The sequence below is a fragment of the Psychrobacter sp. N25K4-3-2 genome (assembly GCF_015351755.1).
In the GTDB taxonomy this organism is placed as follows: Bacteria; Pseudomonadota; Gammaproteobacteria; order Pseudomonadales; family Moraxellaceae; genus Psychrobacter; species Psychrobacter glaciei.
Window position 1 is genome coordinate 189,396 of the sequence record NZ_JADKLX010000003.1, and the last position, 13,476, is coordinate 202,871.

The 13,476-nt window shown below is 42.4% G+C and carries 11 protein-coding genes and 1 riboswitch; of the genes, 4 read left to right on the forward strand and 7 right to left on the reverse strand.

The genetic code is table 11. The annotated features are described in order from the left end of the window. The first annotated feature begins 623 nt into the window (after positions 1–623). Positions 624–2,738, forward strand: a complete 2,115-nt coding sequence (pnp, locus tag IOD06_RS08715; RefSeq protein ID WP_194620854.1) for a polyribonucleotide nucleotidyltransferase — start codon at positions 624–626, stop codon at positions 2,736–2,738. Positions 2,739–2,819: 81 nt separating this feature from the next. Here pnp and IOD06_RS08720 read toward each other — a convergent pair whose 3' ends face one another. From IOD06_RS08720 to IOD06_RS08750, 7 genes are all read right to left on the reverse strand, one after another. Continuing rightward, the gene (locus tag IOD06_RS08720) at positions 2,820–3,512 is read right to left on the reverse strand and encodes a tetratricopeptide repeat protein (RefSeq protein WP_194620587.1); all 693 of its coding nucleotides are present in this window, start codon (positions 3,510–3,512) and stop codon (positions 2,820–2,822) included. A 247-nt stretch (positions 3,513–3,759) separates the two neighbouring features. Beyond that, positions 3,760–4,395: a hypothetical protein gene (locus IOD06_RS08725; RefSeq protein ID WP_194620588.1), complete on the reverse strand. Its 636-nt coding sequence runs from the start codon at positions 4,393–4,395 to the stop codon at positions 3,760–3,762. Between the two features lie 206 nt (positions 4,396–4,601). Further along, a complete protein-coding gene (locus tag IOD06_RS08730; RefSeq protein WP_194620589.1) occupies positions 4,602–5,522 on the reverse strand; it encodes a haloalkane dehalogenase in 921 nt (306 codons plus the stop codon). A gap of 143 nt (positions 5,523–5,665) precedes the next feature. Then, on the reverse strand, positions 5,666–6,238 hold the full coding sequence (locus IOD06_RS08735; protein ID WP_010200721.1) for a hypothetical protein: 573 nt from the start codon (positions 6,236–6,238) through the stop codon (positions 5,666–5,668). A gap of 27 nt (positions 6,239–6,265) precedes the next feature. After that, on the reverse strand, positions 6,266–6,835 hold the full coding sequence (locus IOD06_RS08740) for a hypothetical protein (RefSeq protein WP_010200722.1): 570 nt from the start codon (positions 6,833–6,835) through the stop codon (positions 6,266–6,268). A 158-nt stretch (positions 6,836–6,993) separates the two neighbouring features. Further along, on the reverse strand, positions 6,994–7,251 hold the full coding sequence (locus tag IOD06_RS08745; protein WP_010200725.1) for a YheV family putative metal-binding protein: 258 nt from the start codon (positions 7,249–7,251) through the stop codon (positions 6,994–6,996). Then, the gene (locus IOD06_RS08750) at positions 7,252–9,459 is read right to left on the reverse strand and encodes a M3 family metallopeptidase (protein WP_194620590.1); all 2,208 of its coding nucleotides are present in this window, start codon (positions 9,457–9,459) and stop codon (positions 7,252–7,254) included. 454 nt (positions 9,460–9,913) lie between these two features. Between IOD06_RS08750 and IOD06_RS08755 the strand changes: the two genes are divergently transcribed. From IOD06_RS08755 to IOD06_RS08765, 3 genes are all read left to right on the forward strand, one after another. After that, entirely contained in the window at positions 9,914–11,026 is a 1,113-nt protein-coding gene (locus tag IOD06_RS08755) for a hypothetical protein (RefSeq protein WP_010200740.1), read from the forward strand. A 586-nt stretch (positions 11,027–11,612) separates the two neighbouring features. After that, positions 11,613–11,726: riboswitch (guanidine-I (ykkC/yxkD leader) on the forward strand. 45 nt (positions 11,727–11,771) lie between these two features. Next, complete coding sequence (locus IOD06_RS08760; RefSeq protein ID WP_194620591.1) at positions 11,772–12,536, forward strand: urea amidolyase associated protein UAAP1; 765 nt, start codon at positions 11,772–11,774, stop codon at positions 12,534–12,536. A gap of 212 nt (positions 12,537–12,748) precedes the next feature. Beyond that, positions 12,749–13,450, forward strand: coding sequence for an urea amidolyase associated protein UAAP2 (locus tag IOD06_RS08765; protein ID WP_194620592.1), 702 nt, complete (start codon positions 12,749–12,751; stop codon positions 13,448–13,450). Positions 13,451–13,476 lie beyond the last annotated feature (26 nt).

Sequence of the window (13,476 nt, forward strand, 5' to 3'; positions counted from 1 at the left end):
TGTGGCGCTATTTTGAATTTTTTGCTAAATCGCTTGGAACTTGCTTGTTGCTATCGATAAAATAGATTTTTCTAAAACGGTGTGGAATAGTTTCACACCGTTTTTTTATGCTTGTTAATATAGATGAATAATCTCAAATATTTTCACGCTATAACTTTAGAATTTTTTGTAAAACTAAGAGTTAACTCAATGCTGATTTGAGTCATATCTAAGGAAGACTATAAACAACAGCCCTGTTTTGCAATTAATTGGTCAATGGCTAGAAATCACTGTAAAATAATGCTTGGTCAGTTTTATGCCATTGCTACTATCTGTTGTAGTACCTTAGCAAAGATAGAAAAAACATCGTATATGTATGGTTGCTGCTTGGCATAAGCTTTGACTATATTGATGAAAAAACGAATTTGAACGACTAAAAATATGTAATAGTACGATGTCTACTGTAGACAAATGCATAAGATAGGCAGGTGACACTATCAGTCTCATCGATAGGACTTGCAGATAAGAGACTTGTTCCTCAGGAGCTAGAGACAAAGAATTTTAATGACAAATATCAGCGCGCTTATGACGTTGATATTATTTTCGTCAGTCAACATTAGGAAAATTATATGACAAATCCGACAATGTTCAATACTGTTAAACGTGAATTCCAATATGGCAGCCAGCAGGTTGTTATCGAGACAGGGCGTATCGCTCGTCAAGCCAACTCTATTTTAGTTCACATGGGTGGTGTTACTGTCCTAGTGGCTGCCGTTGTTAAGTCTGATGCGAAAGAAGGCCAAAACTTCTTTCCATTGACCGTCAACTATCAAGAAAAAATGTACGCAGCGGGTAAAATCCCAGGTGCTTATGGCAAACGTGAAGGCCGTGCGAGCGAGTTTGAAACATTAACGTCGCGCTTGATTGACCGTCCGATTCGTCCGCTATTCCCTGAAGGTTATGTGAATGAAATTCAGATTACTGCGACGGTTGTATCGTCAGATAAGACTCAATCAGCAGATATCGCTGCATTAATTGGTGCTTCAGCGGCACTGGCTATCTCTGACGCGCCATTCAATGGTCCAGTCGCAGCTGCCCGTGTTGGCTTCATTAATGGCGAGTACGTACTGAACCCAACAATCGAGCAGCTCAAAGAGAGTGATCTTGATTTGGTTGTGGCTGGTACTAAGTCTGCCGTATTGATGGTTGAATCAGAAGCAGCAGAGCTTTCAGAAGATCAGATGCTAGGTGCGGTATTATATGGTCATCAACAGCAGCAAATCGTTATTGATAACATTGCATCAATGGCTGAAGAAATCGGTACTGCTAAACAGCAGTATAGCGCCCCTGAGCGTGATCAAGCGCTTACCAGCAGCATGAAAGAGCAGTTTGGCGAGCAAGTTGCTGACGCTTATACGATTACTGATAAACAAGCGCGCTACACTAAGCTTGACGAAATTAAGCAATCAATTATTGATACGCTTGCTGGTGATGCTGAGTCAGAAGCCTATGCTGATACGGTATCTGAGCTCAAAGAAATCTATAACGACCTTAAATATCGTACGGTTCGTGACAATATCTTGTCAGGTAAGCCGCGTATTGATGGTCGTGACCCTGAAACCGTTCGTGCGCTTGATGTGCAAGTTGGTGTTCTACCATATACGCATGGTTCAGCATTGTTCACACGTGGTGAGACGCAAGCATTGGTTACAACTACTCTTGGCAACAGCCGTGACGTCAACATGATTGATTCACTAGGTGGCACCATCCGTGACCATTTCATGTTGCATTACAACTTCCCGCATTTCTCAGTGGGTGAAACGGGTCGTGAAGGTATTCCAAAACGTCGTGAAATCGGTCATGGCCGCTTAGCACGTCGCGGTGTACAAGCAATGCTTCCAGATAGCGAACGCTTCCCGTATGTCATCCGTGTGGTATCAGAGATTACTGAATCAAACGGTTCATCTTCTATGGCATCTGTTTGTGGTGCAAGTTTGGCATTGATGGATGCAGGCGTACCAATTAAAGCCCCAGTTGCTGGTATCGCGATGGGTCTGGTTAAAGAAGGCGAGCGTTTCGCTGTACTATCAGACATCTTAGGTGATGAAGATCATCTTGGCGATATGGACTTTAAAGTTGCTGGTTCTAAAGATGGTATTACTGCGCTTCAGATGGATATCAAAATCGAAGGGATTACCCCTGACATTATGGAGCAAGCGCTTAAGCAAGCCCATGCCGGTCGTATCCATATCCTAGATGCGATGAATAAAGTATTGCCTGAGAGCCGTACTGAAATCAACGCGCATGCACCTAACTATGCCGTTATCGAAATCAATCCGGATAAAATCCGTGACGTCATCGGTAAAGGCGGCGCGATGATTCGTCAGCTAACGGAAGAAACTGGCGCAGTTATCGATATCGATGATGGTGGCACGATTCGTATCTTTGGTGAAAACAAAGCAGCGACCAAAGCCGCTATCGGCAAAATCGAAGCATTGACTGCTGAAGTTGAAGTGGGCAAAACTTACGAAGGTACGGTCGCTCGTATCGTTGACTTCGGTGCGTTCGTTAACGTCTTGCCAAACACTGATGGTCTAGTGCATATCTCACAAATCGCAGAAGAGCGCGTTGAGAATGTATCAGATTATTTAAAAGAAGGTCAAACCGTTAAGGTACTCGTACAAGACGTTGATAACCGTGGTCGCATTAAGTTGACTATGAAAGGCGTTGAGCAGGGTTCAACCCCAACTGCTGAATAAATATCTTCGCTTGATATAAAAAACCGCTTTGGGCTGTTAGTTAATAACACTCAAGGCGGTTTTTTTGTGGTTTAAAGAGTTTTATTCGTTTAAATCGCTATAGTACTTGCAACCTGGTTGATAACCTTCATCACAAGACTGCTTATAGAGATTTTTTGCTTTACTCTTATTCTGGGTTACACCGTCGCCTCCCTCATACATAAAACCAAGACTAACTTTTGCGCCAGCATCACCTTGATCAGCCGCTTTCTGATATAGTTCAAAAGCTTTCAGGTGGTCTTGAGGCGTACCCATACCATAATTATATATATCAGCAAGACTAACTTTTGCGCCAGAATCACCTTGATCAGCTGCTTTTTTATACCACTCTATAGCCTTTGCATCATTTTTAAATGCACCTCTATCATCTTGATACATATATGCAAGACTAGATTGTGCAGGGGCATAGCCTTGATTAGCTGCTTTTTGATACCATTTAAATGCTTTCATATGATCCTTTGTTAAGCCCCAACCCCATTTGTACATTCCACCAAGACTGTTTTGAGCCTCATAATTTCCCTGATTGGCTGATTTTATGTACCATTCAATCGCTTTCCTATAGTCTTGTTCGATACCCGTGCCGTTGGCGTATATTTTACCAAGATCAAATTGAGCTTCAGCATTGCCTTGATTAGCCAATTTTTGGGTTTGATTGAAGTCTAATGCAATAGCTGATACAGACAACATCGCTGCTACTAGAAACACAGTTATCTTATTTATGGGCGTATTTTTCAATTTCGTATCCTAGTTATATTAAGTTCCACTATAGCTACTTTATCAATTGCTTTATTGATTAGGGAAAACATAAATAGTATAGCTCTTTGAACAAGATATTAACGTTCTCACCATATATACCTATCTCCTGTACTGAACCGCTAAGACGTTTAATCGGACAAAAAAAATCCAACGCCAAACGCTCATAGTAGACGTTCAACATTGGATTGATAAAACTCTAGAATAATTTTCTAATTAACCAGAGTAACTATTCTTGATCTAACTTGTCGATCATACCCTGATATTTTTCTTTTTTAGCAGCGATCTTTTTGCGTCTTTCTTCAGCCGTCGTGACCAAATTTTTGGCGACGTCTAAGCTCTTATCAAAGGCCGCTAATTCAAGATCTACCGCATCCAATAGTTTGCCAAGCATCATAGCCGTCGCTTTTTCAGAGACATCCTGAGTCATACCACTAGCATCAGATTTAAAGTCGTCTTTCAGCTTTGACGCCCACTGATAAATGCCTGCCATGGTAATGCTAGATTTATCCTCTTGATCAGCATTATCTTTTTTACTGGTCTTGTCTTTTTGGTTAGACTTGCTGTCTTTGGTGTTTTTGTCAGACTGAGCGTCTTTATCGTCACTATTAGACTTGTCGTCTTTATTAGATTTCTGGTTTTTATCAGAATCTTTACTCTTGCTTGATTTATCTGACGTATCATTTTTAGCAGTACTATCGTCTTTAGCTTCCTCGTAGTCATGCTCAGCGTTGTACGCTTCAAAGTCGCCGTCCTCAAATACCACGGTATCCTCTCTGACCACTTCTACGCCAGTCACTGCTTTATTGTTGGTAGACTTTTTTGAATTCTCAGCATTAGTGTTTTTTGCATTGTTGTTTGACATAGCTTGTTATCCTTATTTAAATTTGAATGTAATAAGTTTTTATAGTATTTGCCTATAAAATGGATACTAAGCTAAGCGCATTTTTTTATCAATATAAGGATATAAATATACCGTTTAATGCCTACAGGAAGATACATGCCATGGTTTAAAGCATTAAACGGTAACAATTGAGCTGCATGTGATGATTAAGAAAATATTAAATTTTCTTAATCATTATTAATAGGGTTATCAGCAATAAACTGACCCAGTAGTTCAGCCAGTTTTTCGCCTTGGTCTTCTTGTAAGAAATGACCACCGTTAATAATAGTGTTATGGTTTTGACCTTTAGTTCCAGGGATAAGTTTTTGCATGATTCGATCACCACCACCAGTGACAGGGTCAGAATCGCTAAACAGAGTAATGAAAGGTTTATTAAACTTGCTAAGCTCGCCCCAGGCGGCACGGTTTTTTGTTGAAGCAGGATCGTCCGGTGTGGTCGGTACTAGTATGGGGAACTGTCTTGCACCTTCTTTATACGATTCATCAGGGAAGGGCGCATTGTAAGCATCGATTACTGCCTGTGATAGCTCGGTCGTAGTGCCACTATTAATAATGCTGCCGACATGAAACTTCGGAGTATCTTGTGAGAATTGCTGCCACTTGCGGAAGCTTTCTCCTGGATCGTGATCTCCTGTGGGGAGCATGGTATTGCCAGCTGCTACTCGAGCAAATCTGTCTGGATTTTCTGCCACGAGACGTAGACCAATTAGGCCACCCCAGTCTTGACAAAATAATGTGATATTTGTTAAATCTAACTGATCGAGTACCGATTGCATCCAGTCGACATGACGCTGGTAGGTATAATCCGTACGGGCGGCAGGTTTGTCTGAGCGCCCAAAACCAGGAAGATCTGGTGCAATGACACGATGTCCAGCCGCTGTCAGTATCGGTATTACTTTACGATATAGATAACACCATGAAGGCTCGCCATGTAGTAGTAAAATCGGATCGGCATCTTTGGGACCTTCATCGAGATAATGTACACGCAGCTCACCGCCTTCGCCATCATCGACCATCATATAATGCGGCGAAAAATAGTAATCGGCTAGGTTTTCAAAGCATGAATCGGGGGTTCTAAGTATTTTCATAGGGTATCCTTATCCTGATAATAAATAACCGTGCTTTCTCAAACAGTAAACACTCATTTAGCATAGCATTCAAGCCATTATCGGTGTCATGTTTTTTGAATGTTAAAGATTGTGCTATGCACCAACAAACATCCTATTTGTTCTTAAATCTCGATACTTTTGGGTACGTGCACATCAATACGCAGCTTAGGAAGGTCTTGTAGTTGCTGAATTAGTAAAGGCAAGATATCGAGATACCAGTTTAATGGCAGTGAGGTGGCTACGTTGGATTCAGGAGGCGAACTGCTTACAGTACTGTGTAAATGACTATCGATAAGTGGGCGGGCAAATAGGGCAATTCTGCGGATGCCTTGATGGCGAATAAGAGGAATAAGCTGATGGTGCAAGTCTGTTAAAGCGTCAGTGAGCCAGCGCGACCGCGTCGGATGATAAGGGTGATCTGAGATAACAAGATTGGCAATATAACTGGGTTGATTACCATTACTGCTGACGCCAAGGCCAGACTGTTCTCGTGTGCGTTTGTGGAGTAAACAGCTACCAGCGTTTAGACTACCGTCACGGCACGCGCGACGATAGTGATGGTAGTTATCAGCGAATAGCGTCTTGGTTCGTGCGAGGATAGGGTCGAGCAGGATGCCAGCAGTATTAACTGGTAAGATAAGTAATTGGGCACTGCTATTTAAAATAGGGGCATGCGTCAATTGTAGATTCGCCATTGTCAGCCCCTTCAAAAAATAGTATGTTTATTCTACCTTAGCTTGTACGGTACTTTCTGCTTCTAATTGTGCGATTTGTTGTTCGAGCAAGGCAATTTGATCTTCCTTCATATCCGTCAATTTTTTATTCATCGCTAATTGTTCAGATGCCAGCTTTTCTTGGGCAGCCCAGCGTTTACGCTCATCTTCTAAGCGATCAATTTCTTCTTTGGCCAGACTATCCGTTTTTGGTAAAGGAGCGCTTAAGATGGTAGCAGGTTTTGGTACTTGACTATTTAAGTTGTCAGCTGTATCAGCGGCGGTAGCATTCTGATCAAGGACAGTCGTTTCACTCGTTATAGCGTCATCACTATTGACTTCACTGAGGACATTTTCTGCTGGCATAGCAGCAGACTGTGCAGCCTCGTTTTGCTCAGCGATTGATGGTGAGCTGCTGCCAGTTTTTCTAGTCTCAGGCACAGATTGCGCCCAAACTAAATAGCCGATAACAATGAATAGCAGTGCCAATATAATCGCTATCCAGATTCTACGGCGCGATTTAGCGGCTTTTGCTTTTTCACGTTTGCTCAACAAAGGATGCTTTTTTTTATTTTTCATACTACGGTCAATTTATGTCAAAGATATAAGTAGCCATACTATAGCAAACTCAAAATAAAAAGCCTATCTATTGCTAGATAGGCTTAAAGTACTGTTAAATAATAAAGCACTTAAAAAACTTTTAAGTATCAGTATCAGTATCAGTATTATTTGTTTGCTTAAGTTTTAAATTTTACCGTACCACTGGTGCCTGTCGCCATCGCATCACGAGCGAGTTGGTCTTCCGCATGATTTTTGGCACTGATAGCATCAGGGTCGGGGCGATGTTCTGCATGGCTACATTTAGTACATTCAATATACTCATCAGGCACAGGCGTCGTAATATTTACCTGTACCACCGCGTCCATCGCCTGACATTTGGGACAGCGGACGCCCGCCAAAAATCGGCGCTTTGGACGTGACGATTGATAACGCATCTAAATAACCTCGCGATTGCTTTTGGCATTGGCGGCATCGATGTTTTTAACATTGCTAAAGCCACTGTGACGCAATAAGGCATCGATACTGGCGCTACGACCACGGAAGTTCTCAAAGTTAATTTTGGCGGGGAAGCTCCCACCAACCGACAAGATACTCTCACGGAAAGCTTTACCGGTCACTGGATTAAAAATACCTTCTTCTTCAAACCTACTAAAAGCATCTGCAGACAATAGCTCTGCCCATTTATACGAGTAATAGCCAGCCGCATAGCCACCTGCAAAGATATGACTAAAACCATTGGCAAAGCGGTTATAGTCAGGCGTTTGCATGATGGCAATGTCGTTACGAACCGTATTTAAGGTTGCCAAGATACCATCATAATCAAGTGCTGGCGTGTGTGAATGAATCAATAAGTCGAACAGTGAGAACTCGATTTGACGCAGGGTTTGCATGCCACTTTGGAAGTTTTTTACTGCCAGTAAGGCTGCAAGTTTGTCTTTAGGCAAGGGCTCGCCAGTCTCGACATGACTACTAATCAGCGCAATACCTTCAGCATCCCATGCCCAGTTTTCCATAAATTGACTGGGCAGCTCGACTGCATCCCACTCAACACCATTAACACCTGCGACATCACCGACTGTCACTTGCGTTAAAAGATGATGTAGCCCATGACCAAACTCATGAAACAAGGTCAGTACTTCATCATGGGTTAATAGGCTTGGTTTGCCATCGAGGGCAGGCGTGAAGTTGCCGACCATAAAGCAAACCGGTAGCTGCTGATGGTCTTGCTCATCATAGGTATAACGCGACTGAAAACCACTCATCCAAGCGCCGCCGCGCTTACCGCTGCGAGCAAATAAATCAAAATAAAAGCCGCCAAGCAAGTTATCGTCAGCATCAAACAACTGATAGAAGCTTACCTCGTTGTGCCAGCGCGATACAGATGTGCTCTCACTATCTGTCTTATCACTACTTTGCTCTTGTACTTTGATACCGTATAGGCGCTCTACGATGGCAAATAAGCCGTTAATCACTTTTGGTAACGGGAAGTATGGGCGTATCTCTTCTTGCGATAAACTAAATTCGCTTTGTTTTACTTTTTCAGCGATATAAGCACTGTCCCAAGGCTGCAAATCATCAATGCCATAATCTTGCGCATATTTTTGCAGTTGCGCTAAATCCTGCTTAGCAGCTAGAGTGGCTTGCGTGGCCAAATTGCGCAAAAAGGTTTCTACTTCTGCCACGTTATCTGCCATTTTAGTCGATAGTGAGACTTCTGCATAATTGTCAAAACCTAATAGCGTGGCTTTTTGCTCACGTAATTGTAGGATCTGACCCATGATATCGGCGTTATTCAGTGACTCGCCTTTTTTATTTGTATGACCATCAAATTCTGAGGCACGCGTGACGTAAGCATGGTACAACGTCTCACGTAGACTGCGGTCGTCAGCATGAGTCATGACCGCAAGGTAAACGGGGATATTTAAACTTGCCACATAGTAAGGCGTCGGCAACGCATCGATATCTGCTTGCGTGAGGGCGCCGCTGGCAAGCTCACGGGCTTTATACTGTTCGCCTGCGTCTGCCAACAGTGCCAAACCACTTTCGGTCAAGCCCGCCAATTGCGCTGACTCTAATGGCAATGCATAGGCTTGGGTAGCATCCAATATATTGTCTGAGAACGTCGCTGATAAGGTTGAGAGTTCACTTTGAGTCGCAGCGAATTGTTCTTGCTCAGCTTTAGGTAACGCCACACCTGACATCTCAAAGCTTCTAAGCGCGAGCTCAATGGCACGAGCGCGCGCAGGCTCAAGCGCTGCAAAAAACGCTTTATCATTCACGATAGCTTGATAACGACTAAATAGCGGCTGATGCTGCCCCACACGAGTGCCGTAAGCAGACAGCTTAGGCAGTAGCTCATGATGCACATGACGAATCTCATCATTGCTCATCACGCTATTGAGATGCGACAAAATACCCCAACTGCGATCTAATGCTAGATTGATATGATCAAAATTCATCACATCGCTCAGAGCTTGCTCAGCAGTGACATCAGCAGGACTGTGGTTGCTGTCAGTATGGGCTGTCATTTCATCTAAAAAAGCATTGGCATCGTCTATCGCGCTAATGACTTGGCTTTGTAATGCACTTGGTGAAACATTGGCAAAATCGACAAGACGTAAATCTGGAGAAATGGGTGTCATAAAGGTATCCGATATCTGATATTAGTGAATAAATTATTATTGGTTAAATAGGGTTTGGTATAAGTGATTTGCGTGATGTAACACACAGAGTATAAAAGGCTGTCAGTTACTTTTTTATTTTGCGGTCTTATACCTATATTATATAAAAGATGGGTTCATTTAATGAAAATGCAACCTACGCACTGACAATACAGAAAGTAAAGCGACGAGAGGGTCGATATTAAATATGTTTAGATGAGATAAACCTGCCTTTTATAACAACATAGATTGTTCTACTTACAAAGCGCTATCATTTGCTTGCAAATTGACCCTACAGCAAGTGAGGTTTGACTGTTAGCATCAAGGGAATGGAATAAAAATATCAAGCCCTATTGATAAACGATTTATAGAAAAAATGACTCATAGAAAAATTTACAACGTTGAAAGTAAATGATAATAAAACAAGGAGCAGTATATGAAAGCGACTCTTAAAAGTTTACGTGAAACTAAAGCCAATCCAGCGGTCAGTATCTTTGTTAAGACACATCGAGCGCATCCAGCCAATGAGCAAGATCCAATCGCTCTAAAAAATCAGCTAAAAGTCGTAGAAGATCGCTTAACCAAAGAATACGACAAGAGTACGTCGACAACTATCTTAGATAAGATTCACGCTAAGACCAGTGAGTTAAACCACAATTATAATCTTGATACCTTAGCCATATTTGCCAGTACTGACGATGTACAAGTGATCCGTATGCCCATCGATACCACAGAGCGGGTTGTGATTTCAGACAGTTTTGCCACTCGTGACCTAGTTCGTGATATGGCAAGTGCCGTTCACTACTATACAGTCGTGCTGACCCGTGATAAGGCTCGCCTGATCGAAGCATCAAATGATCGTGTCATCAGAGAGTTTGATAAAGATGACGATGCACAAAACAATATGGAAAGCATCGCATTCCCTGTCGAAAATAATGGTCTGCATACGACAAGCGATGGTGGCTCTGATCGTTCTGCAAGTAATGAAAGCAGCCATTTAAAAGAATATTTTAACCAAGTCGATAAGAGCGTACAAGAGCTGTGGGGCGAGCATAAAATGCCTCTTGTCATCGTTGGCGATGCCAAAAATATCGGTTACTACAAAGAAGTCTGTGATCGTCCAGAAAACATCATTGCCACGGTATCAAACGCCACCAATCTAGAAGATGGCAGTGCACAGCATATCGTCGATAGTGTACAAGAAGCGGTAGAAGAATATCGTACGTCATTACATCATGCTGCTTTGGGCGAGATTGATAAAGCCCGCGGTGCCAACATGTTGCAGACGGATTTGCAGGAAGTATATCGTAGCGCGTTCCAAGGTGCTGGCGAGACCCTGTATGTACGCCGTGGCTATATACAATCTGCCAAAATTGATGAAAAAGCGCAGACTCTAAGTATTGCTAATGATGCTACCGCAGAAGGTGTCACTGATGATGCGATTGGCGAAATCATTGAGCATGTGATTCATAATGGCGGTGAGGCTGTGTTTATGCCGCAAGACATCATGGGTGAAGACCAACCGATTGCTCTAGTGACTCGCTACTAAATCAAAAGCACTGGTTATCAATGATGTTCATCGACGAATTCGCCATTGATAGCATATAGGTATAATATGAGAGCATTGGTTCGATAAGAATCAATGCTTTTTCTTATCCACATTCGTTATGAAAATTAAAATCACTGGTTCGCATTGAACCAGTGATTTTTTTGTCTGCTGATGTTGGCATGATTAAAGATAAATGAGACGCTCATGATTTTTAGATGTTTCAGAATAAGGCAGTATTTATCATTGTGGTGCAGAATGTTCTACTGTGGTGCGCATCTAGTTTTTATGTCAATTAATTTGGATTTAACTTAGATGGTTATCATGCGCCTTGTTGACTCTCAATTTTTAGCATGATGTTAGTCTTGCTTATATTTGTTACAACCTATATGTATCAGGCTATAAGTGCACTTAGAAGAGTAGTTCTTTTGAAAAAAATGCGATTGATCTAGCGAAGTTTTTAGAACGCTAATCTTATTTTTAGTGAAAAATAAAAGACAAATGGATAGCGATAGATGATGACTGGCACATCGCTTGCAATGTTAATTGTAAGCGGTTAACTACCGTATATCATTAATCTAAGAGCTAAAAAAATGCCGTCTAGGGTTCCGATATAGTAGAGGAAAGCTTTCTAACACTATATGACTGGTCCGAGAGATGGCGGTTCGAAAGAACTACACGGAGGGATAAAAGCCCGGGAGACTCTAAGTGATACTAATCACTTAAGCTCATAACTGTGGAGTTTTTTATGTCATCCGTTTCAATCACTACTTCCGATAGTTCGTATTCAGATCGTTTCACCACGCATCTACCAGGTGGCCATCATTGGTGCGGACGTATCAATAAAAATACTGTATTAACACTCAAATCACTGGCAGCCAATGCCAATGCTAGCCTATATGTGGTCAACGCTGATGAGAAGCTTGAACGCTTCAACATGCCAGACAGTCTAAAAGCACAACACACCTTATACCTATCTGAAGGTCACGTACTCTACTCCGATATGGGCCGAGTGCTGGCCTCTATTATCAGTGATGATCATGGCTGGAACGATGCGATTTGTGGCCCTAGCAACGCTGCCATGATCAGTGCGCAGTATGGTAAAAGAACCTTCCAAGATGCTCGTAATGAGCGCTATCAAAATGGTCTTGACGGACTGCTAACAGAAATGTCGAAGTTTGCGCTAAACGAGCGCGACCTTACAGCAACGGTCAATCTGTTCTCCAAAGTCACCCCCGATCTACAAGGGCAGCTGTCCTATATTGCTGCCGACAACACCAACCAATCTATTGCCCTACGGTTTGAGATGAATTGCTTAGTATTCATCTGTAACGCCCCGCACCCACTTGATCCATCAGACATCTATGATCCAGCTGATCTTGAGATAACTATTCAGCAGGCAGCGCCCATAGTGCCAACGACAGATTTTGATATCTGCCGTGATTCTTGCGCGCAAAACCAGCGCGGGTTTGAGAATAATGCACGCTATTTTGGCGATTATACGAACGCCTAACGACAGGTAGTGTTTGATAGTCGAAGGCGGCTATCAAGTTCTTATCAATTAAGTGGCGGTCAAATACTGATCAAGTGGTTATCAAATTCTAATTTTTGACTGGTAAAACGATTTTATAGGTTCGCTCGCACCATAACTACGTCTATAACGTCCACAACTAGTCATAGCAACCATTCATAGCAACTATTTACAGTAACTAAGAGAGCAGACTCATGACAATTAACGATGATATTAAAAATAACGATGAATCTACACAAAATCCAGCGCCAACAACTTTAGAGTCAACCGATCTGAAGCATATCGAACTGCGTGAAATTTGTGCTGCTGGAGAGGGATGGATGGCCGAAGTCAAGAAAAACCAGACTTTGCGCATCATAGATACTGAAGGCAATCAGGCAGTCGATACCTTGTTTATCAGCTGTGCAGACACGGCTGAACGTTATAGTGCCACAGATACATTGGCACAAAATCAAAAGCTGTTTTTAGAGATGGGCAGTCAGCTCTTCACTAACAGAGGGCGTGTTATTGCCACTATCACGGATGACACTTGCGGTCGTCATGATACGTTGGGCGGTGCATGCTCATGTGAGAGCAACACTGTGCGTTACGCTCATGATACTTATCCTATGCATAGCTGCCGAAACAACTTTATGCATACCCTAGCAACGCATCCAGTTGCTCAAAAATATGATCTAAACCTACGTCATGTCGGACCAAACATCAATTTCTTTATGAACGTGCCTATTACCCCCGATGGTAGTTTGGCGTTTGATGATGGTATCTCAGCCCCTGGGAAATACGTCGATATCACTGCTCAAATGGACATGATTGTCCTGATATCCAACTGTCCTCAACTCAATAACCCCTGCAACGGTTATAACCCTACGCCCATTGAACTGGTGATTTATGAGTAAGTAAGCGATTTCCGAACAAGACGATA